The 14308-nt window shown below is 57.6% G+C and carries 13 protein-coding genes and 2 pseudogenes; 8 read left to right on the forward strand and 7 right to left on the reverse strand.

Going from position 1 to position 14308, the window contains the following annotated elements; genetic code table 11:
- Positions 1 to 533: 533 nt before the first annotated feature.
- Together U1763_RS20400 and U1763_RS20405 are read left to right on the forward strand one after the other, a co-directional pair.
- Positions 534 to 1217, forward strand: coding sequence for a nucleotide-binding protein (locus U1763_RS20400; RefSeq protein WP_332756759.1), 684 nt, complete (start codon positions 534 to 536; stop codon positions 1215 to 1217).
- Positions 1214 to 1576 carry a hypothetical protein gene (locus U1763_RS20405; protein ID WP_332756760.1) on the forward strand — a complete coding sequence of 121 codons (363 nt, stop codon included), beginning with the start codon at positions 1214 to 1216 and terminating at the stop codon, positions 1574 to 1576. The genes U1763_RS20400 and U1763_RS20405 overlap by 4 nt, the downstream gene beginning before the upstream one ends.
- Before the next feature lie 58 nt (positions 1577 to 1634).
- Here U1763_RS20405 and U1763_RS20410 read toward each other — a convergent pair whose 3' ends face one another.
- Positions 1635 to 2651, reverse strand: coding sequence for a hypothetical protein (locus U1763_RS20410; protein ID WP_332756761.1), 1017 nt, complete (start codon positions 2649 to 2651; stop codon positions 1635 to 1637).
- Positions 2652 to 2769: 118 nt separating this feature from the next.
- Between U1763_RS20410 and U1763_RS20415 the strand changes: the two genes are divergently transcribed.
- Entirely contained in the window at positions 2770 to 3912 is a 1143-nt protein-coding gene (locus tag U1763_RS20415) for a tyrosine-type recombinase/integrase (RefSeq protein WP_332756762.1), read from the forward strand.
- Between the two features lie 153 nt (positions 3913 to 4065).
- The gene (locus U1763_RS20420) at positions 4066 to 5253 is read left to right on the forward strand and encodes a Fic family protein (RefSeq protein ID WP_332756763.1); all 1188 of its coding nucleotides are present in this window, start codon (positions 4066 to 4068) and stop codon (positions 5251 to 5253) included.
- Between the two features lie 109 nt (positions 5254 to 5362).
- On the opposite strand, the gene U1763_RS20425 is transcribed toward U1763_RS20420, so the two are convergent.
- A complete protein-coding gene (locus U1763_RS20425; protein WP_332756764.1) occupies positions 5363 to 5707 on the reverse strand; it encodes a hypothetical protein in 345 nt (114 codons plus the stop codon).
- 222 nt (positions 5708 to 5929) lie between these two features.
- Between U1763_RS20425 and U1763_RS20430 the strand changes: the two genes are divergently transcribed.
- From U1763_RS20430 to U1763_RS20440, 3 genes are all read left to right on the forward strand, one after another.
- Entirely contained in the window at positions 5930 to 6556 is a 627-nt protein-coding gene (locus U1763_RS20430) for a ribbon-helix-helix domain-containing protein (protein WP_332756765.1), read from the forward strand.
- A gap of 116 nt (positions 6557 to 6672) precedes the next feature.
- Complete coding sequence (locus U1763_RS20435) at positions 6673 to 8067, forward strand: relaxase/mobilization nuclease domain-containing protein (protein WP_332756766.1); 1395 nt, start codon at positions 6673 to 6675, stop codon at positions 8065 to 8067.
- A complete protein-coding gene (locus tag U1763_RS20440) occupies positions 8064 to 9155 on the forward strand; it encodes a hypothetical protein (protein WP_332756767.1) in 1092 nt (363 codons plus the stop codon). The genes U1763_RS20435 and U1763_RS20440 overlap by 4 nt, the downstream gene beginning before the upstream one ends.
- Positions 9156 to 9499: 344 nt before the next feature.
- Here U1763_RS20440 and U1763_RS20445 read toward each other — a convergent pair whose 3' ends face one another.
- The 3 genes and pseudogenes from U1763_RS20445 to U1763_RS21175 form a co-directional block, all read right to left on the reverse strand.
- Positions 9500 to 9670, reverse strand: coding sequence for a hypothetical protein (locus U1763_RS20445; protein WP_332756771.1), 171 nt, complete (start codon positions 9668 to 9670; stop codon positions 9500 to 9502).
- A 38-nt stretch (positions 9671 to 9708) separates the two neighbouring features.
- Entirely contained in the window at positions 9709 to 10503 is a 795-nt protein-coding gene (locus tag U1763_RS20450; RefSeq protein WP_332756770.1) for a sulfotransferase domain-containing protein, read from the reverse strand.
- Between the two features lie 227 nt (positions 10504 to 10730).
- Positions 10731 to 11018, reverse strand: a pseudogene (locus tag U1763_RS21175) (hypothetical protein); the annotation flags it as partial.
- Positions 11019 to 11101: 83 nt separating this feature from the next.
- Between U1763_RS21175 and U1763_RS20460 the strand changes: the two are divergent.
- A pseudogene (locus U1763_RS20460) lies at positions 11102 to 11687 on the forward strand (transposase).
- On the opposite strand, the gene U1763_RS20465 reads toward U1763_RS20460, so the two are convergent.
- Both U1763_RS20465 and U1763_RS20470 read right to left on the reverse strand, forming a co-directional pair.
- Positions 11659 to 12057: a hypothetical protein gene (locus tag U1763_RS20465; RefSeq protein ID WP_332756768.1), complete on the reverse strand. Its 399-nt coding sequence runs from the start codon at positions 12055 to 12057 to the stop codon at positions 11659 to 11661. The pseudogene U1763_RS20460 and the gene U1763_RS20465 sit on opposite strands and share 29 nt — an antisense overlap.
- Positions 12058 to 12636: 579 nt before the next feature.
- The coding region (locus U1763_RS20470) for a phosphopantetheine-binding protein (protein WP_332756769.1) at positions 12637 to 14308 on the reverse strand (1672 nt) is incomplete at its 5' end.

The raw sequence follows: 14308 nt of genomic DNA on the forward strand, positions 1-14308 counted from the left end.
GTTGGCTCTTGAGCCCAATACGCGCTGGCTCGCGCGTTTCGTCGCCAAATATTAGCGCTAACGGTATTACCTTTAGTGCAGATAGGACTGGAAACATCAGTAATATGTGACTTACAGGTAATACCGATATTCGGTTGGTGGGGCAGCTGTTTGGTGTATTACCGCGAGTGCTGATATTACGCTAATTACAGCGCACACAACGATTGCCGCTAAACATTTAATCACCTTGAATACTCCGATTACCGAAATTATGTCGATTATGTCGATTATGTCGATTATGTCGATTATGTCGATTATGTCGATTATGTCGATTATGTCGATTATGTCGATTATGTCGATTACGTCGATTACGTCGATTACGTCGATTACCGAGATTACCCGCATTATTTCGCTTACCGCGAGTACGCGAACTGCGTGAAATACCGCTACTATGTCGAATACCTGTATGCTAAGCCAGCCCGCTGGATTACCGATATCACAACCCAGGGTTGTGGTAGCGGTAATACCGCTACCACAACAACGAAAGGGTCGCGATGCCGGTTATAACGTTGCTCTCGCCTAAGGGCGGCGTGGGGAAAACCACAGCCGCGTTGCTCTTGGCGATCGAACTGGCGGAAGGCGGCGCTTCGGTCGTCATCGTGGATGCCGATCCGAACTTCCCACTTGTGAAGTGGGCAGGCTTGCCAGGCAAGCCGGATAACATCGAGGTCGTTCAAGAGGTCGACGAGGACGCAATCATCGATACGATCGACGAGGCACAAAAGCGTGCGCGGTTCGTGATCGTCGATCTTGAGGGCAGGGCGTCGGCGCGCGTAACCAACGCGCTCTTAATGACCCATCTGGCGATCGTGCCGATGCAAGGATCTGTGCTGGACAGCGACCAAGCCGCCCGCGCTTTCCAAAGCATCCGACGCGCATCGACTGCCGCGCGTCGCGACATAGCCTTTGCTGGCGTGTTCACGCGCACGCCGGCTAGTTCGCGCATCCGGTCGAGGGTCTCGCAGCAGATCGCAGACGGCGTCGAGGGGGCAGGGATTTCAACGCTCCCGACGTCGATTGCCGAACGGACCGTCTATCGTAGCCTGTTCGCTCAAGGAGGTACTCTGGCAGGTCTCCAAGGTACGCCTAGCGCCTCGATTGAGAGTGCGCGCGTCAACGCCGCGGGGTTTGCCCATGATGTTCTTGAGGCTCTGAAAGCGGCGAGGACCAACGCATGAATGACAAGGCAGCAAAGCCCGCATCACGGCTTGCGGGGGTAACGAGCTTCGGCCTCGACGATAGCGACTATATTGCTCCGCCACCGCGGGACATTCGAGACAAGGCCAAAGCTGGGGGGGAGTTGCTTGGCTTCCAATCGGACAAGCCGACACAGCCAGAAGCGCCTGCAACTCCTAAGAAACGTACTCGTCAGCCGTCGCAGTACCCAGATCATTACAATTTGCGACTTCGCGAAGGCGATCGCGATCGGCTCGACGAATATGCGTACCGTCATCGCATGGCAAAGGGGGAGGTGTTTGGCATCATGCTCGACCTTCTTGAGGCGGACGAGCAGCGGAAGGCAGCCGAGAAGCGGTGATGTCGTCGAGGCTGGGCGCCGAAAGCGAATGTTCCGTTAGCTCGGAATGGGAGCTTGGCTACTCGGATGCGCTCGGAAACCGCGAGTCAAACGCCGCCAGTTCGCTATCGAACTGCGCCAGGATGTCTGCGAGATCGCGGTCCGGTAAGGGAAGGCCAGGCCGCAACGCGGGGCGGCCTTTCGGTGCCGCCACGAAGCCCAAGGTGATCGCAAGGTCTGGAACAACGTAGACTCGCCAGGCCAGGCGTCCGCTGACTTCCACCACCAAGCCGACGGCAGCGGCACGGGCGAGCAATTTTCCCGCTCCGGAAAGCGTCAGTTTTAACCGCCGCGCAACCGCCTCAGGCGATTGCACCGGCGCGACCATCAGCAGGGTCGCAAGACGTGCCAGCGAGCTGGGCCGACGTTCACGAACCAAGGCCACGATGCTGACCGCACGCGCATCCTCGATTGCCTTCAGACTTTGACGGCCTGCAATAGCAGCGGCCTCGAGCGATCTCAGGATCCGCCGGACGGCAGCACCGCGGTCGCGCTCCCTGGAAGCGTTAAGTAACTGTCGATCTCCCGCAACGAGGCAAGGGAGAGGGGCCTCGGTCAGACCAAGCCGGTGTAACAAGACGGGCAAAGCCAGCCACGCCATGATCGATGGGTCGGCTTGTAGAAAGGCCGTCAACAGATCGAGCGCTCGGCGAAGTACCGGCAGCCGGCTTCGTACGGGCACAGGCGTCACCCTAAAAGGAAGCTCTTCGGCCCAATGACGCCCTATCTGGTCAAGTTGATTACGCCACGGTGCAAAGGCAGCGAAATGATCGATGGTGGTTTGAAATCGGGGTCTGCCAGGCACAATGACGCCAGAGCCCCAGGAAAATACATCTATATCGTCAATCTCTACACCCTGAAGCCGCAGTGCGCGGGCGTACCCGGTCCATGACGCCCGCAAAGTCCAGGCCCGAGCAACAAAACTGGCGGAAACCAGGGCGTCGAGCCGGCCAATCGAAACGCTGGCACGTTCGATAAGGTAGTCCGTTGTGTCCGCTTCCGGACCTGCATCTGAAGAGTTTGGAGGAGCGTCCACTTGGAGGTTATATCCGCAAACGGCATGATCCGTCCACGTTGAGGATGTGCATAGCCATGATAATAAATGGTTATCGTGACCCTAGCCGTTTCGAGCGGATCGCGGTAACGTCGTAAAGATGGCTGACTACCCGCCCTTTCTCGTTCGCGTTGGCTCTAGCGGCAGCCTCGATGCCATTGTGGGCGAAGTTACTGCACTCGCGCCGCAACGGCGCCTTCTTGATCCGCAGATCGTTGCCGCAGCTTCGCGCGCCTGGTCGGCAAACACAGTGCGCGCATTCCTTTCGGACCTGCGCCTGTGGGATCTATGGTGCCGACGGTCGCATGTGCAGACCGGCGCGGCGACCGCGCAGACCGTCGCCGCCTATGTCCGCGCGCTCTCCGGCCAAGATGTCAGTACCGAGGCTGCGCGCGCGACCGAGGCGCGCTCGGCCGCGACGATCGGTCGTTACCTCGTTCACATCGGGTGGGCCTACCGTATGGCCGGTCGGGAGGACCCGACGGCCGCACCGCTCGTGCGCCTTGAACTCAAAGCCGCTCGTAAGGCAGTCGGGACGCGGCAGACCCAGGCGCGCGCGATCCGCTTCAAAGGCGATGTTACCGATCTCGATGGGCCTGCGGCCGGGGTGTCGCTCACAGCGCTGATAAAAGCCTGCCGCAAGGATATGCTCGGCGCCCGCGACGAGGCGCTCCTCCGCGTTGCCTACGATACCGGCTGCCGGCGTTCCGAACTGGTCGCGATCGACGTGATGCACATCGATGGGCCAGATGGGGAAGGGGCGGGAACGCTGCTCATCCCCAAGAGCAAGACCGATCGCGAAGGGCAGGGCGCACACGCCTATCTGTCGCCGGCGACGATGCGCGCGATCGATCGCTGGCGGGACAAAGGCGGGATCGACAAGGGGGCGCTGTTCCGGCGAGTTGAGACCTACTTCGATGGCACTGTGCGATCGGTCGGACCGGGCGCGCTGCATCCAGGAACAATCGGAATTATCTACAAGCGGCTCGTCCGCCAGGCGTTTGCAAAGAAGCTGCTCGGCGCCATGGGCGAGAGCGAACTCGAGCGGTGGATCGCGGCGGTCTCGAGCCACTCGATCCGAGTGGGCGTGGCGCAGGACAATTTCGCCGCGGGCGAAGCACTTCCGGCGATTATGCAGGCCTATCGCTGGCGCGATCCCAACACTGTCATGCGCTACGGCGCCAAACTTGCCGCAAAAAGTGGCGCCAGCGCGCGCTTGGCAAAGCGCTTCGCCGTCGATTGATCTGAGGCGCCCGGTTTCGCTCCAACCAAACCAAACCACCTCGGTAACCGGCAGAGAAGCAACTAGATATTAGCAAAGATAGTACTAAATATGGCGATAAACCGCCGTTTTTGGAATCTTGTAACCGGCATAAGAACCGGCATATAATCTGGCATGGATATCTTCACGATGGAGCCCATGGTGCCGGAGGAGGCCTCCCATGCTTTGGAGGATGAGGCCTTCACGCTGACAGCCGAGGCCAACCAGCTCGCCGGACGGGTTCACCCCATCTTGCGAGCGTCGATCGGGGATCTCGTCCGATCGATGAACTGCTATTATTCGAACCTGATCGAAGGCCATGACACACATCCCCGTGACATCGACCGCGCGCTTGCCAATGACTTTGTCGAAGAGCCCAAGCGACGAGAGCTACAGCAAGAGGCCGTCGCCCATATCCATGTCCAGCGGTTGATCGACAGTGGTCAGGACCCCGATATCTGGCCTGCTACTGCAGCCTATGCCGCCTGGCTGCACCGAGAATTCTGTTCGCGGCTCCCGGCTGAAATGCTTATCGTCACGCACCCGGGCTCCGGCGAGCGGATCCCGGTCGTGCCCGGGCGCTGGCGCGAATACGACGTCATGGTCGGGCGACACTTGCCACCCGAACCTGCCGATCTGCCCCGATTTTTGACGCGGTTCGATCGTGCCTATCAGTCGCCGCCCTTGTCCAAGCCCCGGCAGGTTCAGGCGGTCGGTGCCACGCATCATCGATTCTTGTGGATCCATCCCTTCCTCGACGGGAATGGTCGCGTGGCCCGTCTCATGTCCCATGCCCTGCTCAAGCGCCTAGGGATCGGTACTAGCCTCTGGTCCGTTGCACGCGGCCTCGCCCGCGAAGAGCGCACGTACAAGAATCTGTTGATCCAAGCGGACGGACCGCGCGAAGGAGGTCGGGATGGGCGCGGCAATCTCACCCAGCGCGGGTTGATCGAATTTTCCCGCTTCTTCCTCGAACGAGCGATCGACCAGGTCCGATTTATGGCGGGACTCGTGGAACCCGACATGCTGCTCACGAGGATCGAGATCCATGTCGAGGAAGAGATCCGGATGAAGCGCCTTCAGCGAGGCAGCTTCACCGTGCTGCGCGAAGCGGTGTTATCGGGCGAGGTCGAGCGTTCCAAAGTTCCGTCGCTCACGGGCTACGAAGAGCGGGCCGCGCGCCTCGTCACTGCCGGTTTGGTCGAGCGGGGCATGCTGACCGCCACGACCCACCGCGCGCCGCTCAGGCTTGCCTTCCCGGCCGACGTCGCGGAACGCTGGTTTCCCAACCTCTATCCCGCCAACGCTGGTAGCCGCCTCTAAAAGACATCATTGTCCAGTGCGTTCGTGGCTTCCGACCGATCGCCGCGCGAGTAATTAACGGAAGGACATATCGACCTAGCTTCTTCAAAGGCCGAACATCCCGGTCGAGTTATGCGGTCTCAAGTTTTGCAAGATGTCCCGCTACGGCCTTGCCGCCATAGTGGCCGATTGCGGCAGCGATAGCCCGCGCGTCAGACTTGTCGATCGCCGCGATCTTGACGCGATCAAGGGCGGCCAAGAGGGTTGGTCGGCCTGCGTCCCTAGCTGCCAGTTCTGCTGCCTTAGCCTGTTCATCGAGTGCTGCAAGTTCGGCCCTGAGTGCCTCGCGGCGTGCTTCGATCGTCGAAAGGTCCGCCGGTTTTGACGATGGTCGGGGCATCGGAATACCTTCAGATTGTTCATGGAAGACGTGCGGATTGTGGCAACGAGCTGCGTTAATATCTAGATCAGCCATGGCTAAATGCGATGAGCCGAAGCAAACCTTTGGCATATTCCAATAGCCCATACCTTATTGAAATATAGCCGTTCTCGCGATCGGCTGCTGCTAGCACCTAACGTTGCATCGTAGCGCGAACATCCCACTCCGCGTCTCCTGAAATAAATATGATTGTAAAGAACTGCTTTAGAGGCTAAATTGGTATAGGTAAGAGATGGCAGGATATGCCATATGGCACCAATGTCGGACATCGGTTGTAGGGCGCCGCTGCACGGGGCTTTTGAAATGAAAGTGACGGTTCGACTGACGGATGAGCTGGTCGCGGAGATCGACCGCATCGCCACCGCGAATGGACAGACGCGGAGCGGGTGGATCACCAACGCGCTGACGCGTGCGGCCGTCGCTCCCGAGAACGACGATCTTCCCGTGACACCGGTTCAGGGCAGGGGGCATCCCGACGATCTGATCCGCGTGACCGTGCGGCTCAACCGGAGCGAAATCGAGGGCATCGACAGCGTTGCCGCACCGATGCGGCTGACGCGGAATGAGTGGATCAAGCGCACGATCCGCTGGCAGCTCTGGGACAAGGCTGCGCTTCTCCGTCTCGCGCCGTCAACCCAGACGGAGATTGGGAAGGTCCGCAAGCAGGTGCTTCTGATCGGCCGGAACATCAACCAGGCCGTTCACGCGATGAACGCGGCGAACATGCCGGAAAGCTCCCTCGACATCGCTCGAATCGCCGGGCCGTTCATCGAGAAATGCTCGGAATTGCAGAGGCTGCTGATCGAGACCCGACGCGTTCTTGCGTCGTCGATCGGGGGTGAAATCGGGTACTGGGTCGGTGCGCGCGGAGGGGCCGAGGCGTGAGCTTCCGGTTCTCCCCTGGTACGCTGGACTCGATGGCGGGCGTGTTTGCACCCCCCCAAAAGTACCGACTGGGAAGCGGGGGTGGCAGCCCGAAGAGCCCGAATGTTGGCGGTACGATGCTCGGTATGGCCGTTGCGTCGATGTTTCCCAAACCGGCGCAGTCGTCCGGCTCTTCGCGCCCAAGCGTGCAGGCCAAGCACGCCTTTGGCGGGGGATCGCAGACCCGCATGAGCGGTCGCGCTGTCATGACCGCGGAGCGTACATCGCGGCGTGTTCCCGAGGTGATGGTCAGGGTCACCGGTCGTCAGCATGGGGGAGGCCACGTCCTTGCAAACTTCGCCTATATCAGCCGTCTAGGGCATGGCGAGGACAAGGAACTGGGGCTTGAAACCAGCGACGGCGAGGTCATTCACCACGGCCGCGAGATGCAGGCACTTGCCAAGGAATGGCACGAATATGAGAGCGACGGCGACGCGCGGCGCAAGGGCGCGACGTCGCTTTCGATGATTCTGTCGATGCCGTCCGGGACCGATCCGGAGCGGTTAAAAGGCGCCGCGCTGGACTTCGCGCGCGAGGAGTTCGCGAACCGATCCTGGGTGGCGTCGCTTCACGTCGACCGCAATCATCCGCATGTTCACGTGACGATCGCGCGCCGCGATCATGACGGACGCCGCTTCCATCCGAACCGCGACGACCTGTTTCGCTGGCGCCAACGCTTTGCCCAGAAGCTGCGCGATCGGGGAATTGAGGCGAACGCGACGCCCACAAAAGCACGCGGGGTCGATCCTCAGCATGAGCATATCGCCGTGCAGAAAATGCGCGACAAGGGGCTCGTCCCACGCATCGACGTGCGCCGCACCGAACGCGCGCAGCGGCTTAGCAAGCAGGGTGTTGCCGACCCCGTCGAGGCAGTCCTGGCGAAACGACAAGCGGCAGTTCGTGGGACCTATGCGCGCTCGATTACGGAGCTTTCCGCATCACCGTCGATCGCGGACCAGGCGGTCGCCCGGAGCCTCGAAAAGTTCATGGCAACGATGCCGACGCCGGAAGCCAACTCTGCCCGGGCGATGCGCCTGGCTCGCGAGAAAGACATTAAGTCATCCGTCTCCACGCCTGTCCGATCGCCCGTTCGTATACCCGATGTGTCGGCGCCGCGCGTTGATACCGGCATCGACAGACTCCAGGCGCTGCACGACCGGCTGACCAAGTCGGCAGTTCCGCCGAAGTCGCCGGCCGATCAGCGCGAGCAGGGTATTGATCCACCAGACGACGTTGCGAAGCGTATCCGCGATATTGTCGAGAAGAGCCGAAGCGGCTCGGGGAAGCATGATGATCCAGATCAGGCCGGAACGCTGAGCGATCGGTTGCGAGCCATCACCGAGAAGATCAGCGGGCCTGGCGAACCGACTGACTTCACGCGTTCCCACGAGGTCATTCGGAAAGCCGAGGAGCAAAACCGCGAGCGGCTCGATCGCGATCGCACAATGGATAGGGAAGGGCCCAGCCGATGAGTTCCGAGGGGTCTACGGTAGCGCTGACGGCCCTGATGGACGCTGTGACCTTGCTCAGGGGCGAGATCGCAGCGCTCGCCAGGAGCAACGCGCGCGTGGAGGAAACGCAACTCGAGATGCAACGTCGCCTCGACGTGATCGACACCGGTATGGCGCCGATCGCGGACCTCCTGCCTTTCCAGGAAGCTATCCTCGCCAGCACCGTCGAGGGTGACGCCGCCACGCATAAATGGCTTGGGTTGCTTGCACCGGTCCTGGACAGGATTGCGGATCAGTCCGGTCATCAAGGCGACGCGATCGGCGCGCTCCATCAGGATGTCGCCCGGATCCACGGGGTCTGCGACACAGGTCAGAAACGCGCCGCTGGTATCGCCTCTGGGCTGGAGGTAATCGCGGAGCAGTTGACCGCGGCCATCGGCGAGAGCCGCAGGAAGCAAAGCGCCGATTTCGCGACCACAGGTGAGCTGATCAGCTACACCCGTGCGGCTGTCTTGGGCCAGGCTCTACCGTTGCCGGTCCATATCGAAGACAATCCGATGCTGGAGCGATTCATCCTCGCCCAGCCAGCCGACCTTACTGCGACCGACCGCGCCCTCGTCGACTGGCGGAACGCTGTCGCCTCCGCCAGCGCGGCCGAGCTCATCACGCTTCTTCAAAAGCAACAGACGCCATCGCCAACCGACACCCCACAGACCCGCATCCTCCGGTATCGTCTCGCCGCGATCACGCGCGCGAAGATCGAGGAGCGCGGAGCCGTGCCGCCTGCGCGGCCGACCACGACACGAGCGAAGGATCGATCGGCAGTGACCTGCTTTGAACGATCGCAGGAACTCGCTGAGCTATGGAGGGCCGGAGAAAGTGCCGCCCTTTACGCTGAGCCTGAGTTGGCGGGCGCGATCGACCTGTTTGACGCCTTGGAAAGCAGGCTCGATCCCGTTGCAGGAGACGCCGTTCAACCCGAGTTGACGATGCTTCACCGCGACTTGGCCAACCGCATCGAATTAGGCGAACGACCCGAGATATTGGAGGGCGGCCATGCTGCGCGTTGCGATCGTGCCAACGCGGTCGAGCTTGGCAAGGACCTCTAGGTGGGGTCAGTGTATAGAACGGCCTTATTTACACGCTAACGATCAGCGGTGACGTAAAGCCCCCAAAGTCGGGTTTCCGCGCACTCGGGCAAAGCGACAGGATTTATCGCACGGGCTGAGCCTCGATTAATAGCCCGTCCGTGACTTTCGACGGTGCCATCGGAAATCATGTCAGACCGTCCAAAAACTGCCTAATGGATTCCCGTCAGGTTTCGTATCCGGTACTCGAGCGTATCGGCAACATCCCACCTGCTGAAGCCGAACACCGATATTATGCTGCCGCAGACAACATCGATATGGCGGCGTGACTCACAACCCAAGGCCTCTGGTAGACCCGGGGCGGTTCAGAGTGTTTCGAGTTCTGTGATCCGAGCGATCAGCCGCTCGATCATATCCTGCTGTTGCGCCAGCAGCGCATCCTTGTCAGCGTCACTCAAATCAAAGCGCGGAGACGACGGCATTTGTAGGGTGAAACCGACGTGCGCCGCAACCCTTTCCGCCACCCCCGTGAGCAATTACAATCGGATGGCCATGACCAAATTGTAGAGTATGTCTAAATACTAGATTGGTTATAGTTTGCGGAATTATACTTCGATAGCATATTTGCATATCGTACTTGAGCATCTTCTGAAAAGAACTGAGCACCGCCCCCTATCTTTCCCTCTCTGATAAATGAATCCTCGTTATTGTATAAAGTCTTAATATTTGCGTACTCAAGAGCAAATTTGCGCTCGTTCTCCTTCATTTGACTAAATGAACAAATATAGCTAATTCGTGATATATCGTGTGAGGTTATTTCCTTTCCTAGAAAATCGGCTATTTTGAGGATGGAGCTACGTAGGTCCATGACTAAATCCTCATACCTTACTAGAATAAGATTGAGGTTGAGCTCATTATTAGACCATGCCGAAACATGTTTAAACCAGCTGCCATAAGCGACTCTTCCACTTATAAATAGATTGATAAAACTGGAAATGTCGCCTTTATAGTTCATGTAGCGGCGATAATGGTGGTAGTAAGATACCGCAACATCTTTACCATCTCGAGTAATGTAGATGTATTTTCCGGAGCCTCTCGGAACCGTATCGTAACCTAGATGCGTCTTGAGAGGTTTGCCGATTTCGTCTGCGGTCATGCCATTTGACAAGCATACATCTTCAAAAAAGGGGACCACGTCATTTATATGAGAGAACGTGTGAACACCGCCCGATAGGATCTGGTGAACTATCATCTGCAACCATGTAGTTCCCGACTTGGGATACGATGCAATGAAAAGATCGCTCGGTGAGCCATTGTATAGAAGATTGTGATTTAAAGTGCGCATTTTGAAGTCTAACGACCACATCATTTCAATAATAGCCGAGTTTATCGAGAGTGCTTTGCGCAATAATAAAGATATAGATGGATGTTGAGACACAAAATTTGTTCCTATTAATAATCCGGATATTAACTGATCAAATAGGCGATATAGAAACTATTGCGATGGCACGGCTATCTAAAATTATTAAGATTTTGTAACGAGATTGGAATGGACAAAGAGATCTGGTCTGAAGCAGAGCAAGTTATCCGAAATCTTCACTTCCCATATGAGAGGTTTAATATGCCTAGGGTAGCGGCGACGGTGCCAAAGATGTCGGTCCCAGGCGTAAGGCAAGATGTAGCGACGACGGTCCTGATGTTAGCTTCCCCCTCAGCCGTCCACATGGCGCGGTGACCATTGATGCGCATCCCGGTCTCATCCGAACTCACCACGCCAACCTGACGTAGCTTCAATACCGCTTCATCTCGGCCGTCTGCAAGATGTGCCTGTGCACGGCGGAGCGTGTTCATCAGACCGCCCGAGCTGATCGTCAGACAGAACAGAGAGGTGGCTCGGCAATCTGGACAGGCTGCTAAGTGGAGTTTTTGTCTGAAGGCGGCCAGCATGGTGCCGAACAGAAGATCAAATGACGAAACAAACATGCCGGAACGACAGCTCGGCCTTCAAGGCGAAGGTGGCGTTGGCTGCCGTGAAGGGCGAGAAAACGCTGACCGAGTTGGCGCAGCAGTTCGACGTTCACCCGAACCAGATCACGACGTGGCGTGGCCAGCTGCTGGAAGGGGCGGCAGGAGTTTTCGCGTCGGGCGGCCATAGTGAAACGGCCGAGCCTACTATCGAAATGAAGACGTTGCACGCCAAGATCGGGGAGTTGACGCTGGAGACCGATTTCTGCATTGAGGCTTTGGAAGAAGCGCTAACGCGCTTCGGCGCGCCGGAGATCTTCAGCACGGATCAAGGCAGCCAATTTACCACCACGGCGTTCACCGCCATCCCGCTCCGCGAGAAGGTCGCAACAACGTGTTCGTCGAGCGCCTGTGGCGCCCTGTGAGATACGCGGGGTTTACCAGCGGGCCTATGGCTCGGTCAGCGAGGCCCGTGCCTCGATCTGCCGTTACCTGGCCTTCTACAACGGACGGCGTCCGCACTCTTCGCTTGACCGCAGGACGCCCGACCATGTCTACTTCAACCCGCCGCTTCTCGCAGCGGCATGAAACCGACGGACGCTCCACTTAGCAATTGCGCTAGGCTGTTCAGATGAACCGAGGCACCTTTCAGGTCGGCAAACGCCCCTTGCTGAAGCCGTCGGTAGGACAATGCCTGTAAGGGCTTTAAATAAGTTGCGATCGCATGGATCCGCGCCCCGAACGGCCTCCCCTTCGCGCTGTCCGGCAGCGCGGCCATCACATGGATTCCGCAAGATGGGCAACGAACCGTCCGCCGCCTGCGACGCTCCGGCACCCGCGTAATTGGCGGCAGTTCGACCGTATCGTGCTCGCTGATCGTCTCGGCCGCCAGATCGGCCGGCAGCGCCGCGCAACAGCCGGTGCATGTGTCTGAACAATAATCAAGCACGCTATCCAATGCTTTGCTGAGTATCCAGCTATGTCCCTCTTGGCCTGTCTTTCACCACGGGGAGGCGATGCGTCGCGGAACTCCTTGCGGTTGGTCGATGGCGGCTTCGACGATGCCTGCGACGTCTTCGCCTTGCGCTGCACGCCCAGCACCAGTTTGATAAACTTCTCGCGACTCAGGCGCTCGAGATCGGCACGGCCCATGCCCCCCGTGAATCAGTAGTCCCGCTCAAGCGCAAGGGGTGGGTAATTACGTCTCTCGTGCGAACCGCTGTCTTCAGACGAGAAAACTCGTACTGCGGCGTGTGACGCTTGTTTTGCCCGTCTCACCTGACAAAAAGGATGAAACCGGAGACGTTCTCTATTTGTTTCGGCCCGTTCACCACCGGAATGGTGGGCCACCTCACTTCGGAATGGGGGCCCACGTTACCACTTTACGTTAGAACATCGGACCGGTTCGCGTCGGTTTACCCGGCCCGCCTACGCTGGAATTCGCACCCGCATACCCGTACGACTTGGCAAGGGTGTCCACTGCCTTGAGAGGCCAGCAGCTTCGACCCTACCACTTTGAAAATACGGACAATCACGATCATAACGCGTCACCCCCGATCGGCAGAGGGAGGAACTGCGCGAGAAGCGTGGCTACTTCTTCGTCGGACAAGGCATCTATTTCCGCGCGCAGAGAACCTCGAGTCGCCATTGATAAGGTTTCGGCATTCCCGACAATAGGACGGGCGTTCAAAAACCTAGCAAAGTCTTCTATAGTTGGAGCGTCAAAAATTAATCGCAGACTGACCTCAACATTTAGTCTGTCTCGAACTAGGGCAATCACACGCGTGGCAAGCAGTGAATGTCCTCCTAAGTCAAAGAAGTTATCATCGATGCCTACGCGCTCCCTTCCGAGAACATTTTCCCAAATCGCGGCTAAAGCGGACTCTGTTGGGTTTCGCGGAGCTATATAGTCAGAGTTATTGGAGTCATCGCTTGGAACTGGTAAGGCTTCGCGGTCAAGTTTGCCATTCGCCGTGAGGGGTAGTGCATCCAATATCTCAAAAGCTGAGGGAACCATGTACTCAGGAAAATGGGTTCGAAGGGAAGATCGTACCTCTGTCGAATCCATAGACTCTCGTTTTGCGGCGCGACCATTGGGGAATAAACCTTCATAAAACGAGTTGGATCTGAATTTTTCGCTTTGGTGCGGCACGGAGACCTCGAATGGGAGGTGGTGTCCACCGGACCTACGAAGTATGCCGGAAATATTGAAGTCAGGAGACCTTCCGTCCTTTGAAATCGTTCGAGCGACTGCAGCCTCAATCTTATCACCTTTTGTTACAGAGATTCCCGGATTAAAGGCGGGAACATAGACTGGAAGCCAGCTAGCTTGATCATCCAGTACATCGATAGAGTTGTTTTCATCTACATCGAGTCTAAGCCAAAGCACGAAGCCCGTCAGAACAGAATCTTTCTCCACAGCAAGATCGATTCGATGTGAAGATTCGGATGAACAATTCCTGGTAAAATCTAGATCCTCAAAAACGTCTTTCGACGTAATAATCGAGTCACTTGACATACCCTTTAAGCAAATTCTTAAGTCAAAAGGACCACCAGCTTGCGCGAATATTTTACTGACATAGTGTAGGCCAGTGGGCGTAAAGCCTAGTAAAAGCCTGCTGATTGGCAAGCTAAAACCAACTATGTATGTACGCGCTCTCTGAGGTAGGACATTGGCGCCATCTACAAGCGCAGGTCTAATAGAGTTTATTATCTCGACGGCCCCTTCAGAGCCAGCAATATTTCCAACTATTTCTGAAATACAATAGTCAATGTCCGTAGGTAAATCAGCTGTCATCGCGTCGCCATGGATAACTGTAATGGTTTTATCAAGGTTGCAGCGCTGTACCTCAGCCTTAGCGGCCTCATATGACTCTTTGAGTATTTCAACCGCATACACCTTACTTGCGCCGGCTTGCGCCGCTAATTTTGAAAGGACTGCGGTTCGACCTGGACCGATTTCGAGCACCGTTTTGCCTTGTAGTACCCGGCGAAAAGCGGAAAGGTAGGCGTCGTTTCGCCGTTCGTGAGCGGCCATCGTGTGGTAGGCAAGGTCGTCATAAATGTGGAACTCTGCGATTGACGGCCAAACCTCCGGGGTTGCAATTTCCGGTACAACATAGGCGACTAATCGCTTATCTCCGGGTGCATCCTCACGGGCGATAACCACGGCTTGGCGGACGGCCGGGTGAGTTAGCAGTGCTGTTTCA

Source organism: Sphingomonas sorbitolis (assembly GCF_036663875.1).
Lineage (GTDB): Bacteria > Pseudomonadota > Alphaproteobacteria > Sphingomonadales > Sphingomonadaceae > Sphingomonas.

What these genes read in the sequence shown, in the direction of transcription:
- U1763_RS20450 (WP_332756770.1), bottom strand. Translation starts at nt 10,503, where the DNA reads ATGATGTGGTCGTTAGACTTCAAAATGCGCACTTTAAATCACAATCTT.
- U1763_RS20440 (WP_332756767.1), top strand. Translation starts at nt 8,064, where the DNA reads ATGAGTTCCGAGGGGTCTACGGTAGCGCTGACGGCCCTGATGGACGCT.
- U1763_RS20430 (WP_332756765.1), top strand. Translation starts at nt 5,930, where the DNA reads ATGTCGGACATCGGTTGTAGGGCGCCGCTGCACGGGGCTTTTGAAATG.
- U1763_RS20400 (WP_332756759.1), top strand. Translation starts at nt 534, where the DNA reads ATGCCGGTTATAACGTTGCTCTCGCCTAAGGGCGGCGTGGGGAAAACC.
- U1763_RS20425 (WP_332756764.1), bottom strand. Translation starts at nt 5,707, where the DNA reads ATGGCTGATCTAGATATTAACGCAGCTCGTTGCCACAATCCGCACGTC.
- U1763_RS20415 (WP_332756762.1), top strand. Translation starts at nt 2,770, where the DNA reads ATGGCTGACTACCCGCCCTTTCTCGTTCGCGTTGGCTCTAGCGGCAGC.
- U1763_RS20420 (WP_332756763.1), top strand. Translation starts at nt 4,066, where the DNA reads ATGGATATCTTCACGATGGAGCCCATGGTGCCGGAGGAGGCCTCCCAT.
- U1763_RS20405 (WP_332756760.1), top strand. Translation starts at nt 1,214, where the DNA reads ATGAATGACAAGGCAGCAAAGCCCGCATCACGGCTTGCGGGGGTAACG.
- U1763_RS20435 (WP_332756766.1), top strand. Translation starts at nt 6,673, where the DNA reads ATGCTCGGTATGGCCGTTGCGTCGATGTTTCCCAAACCGGCGCAGTCG.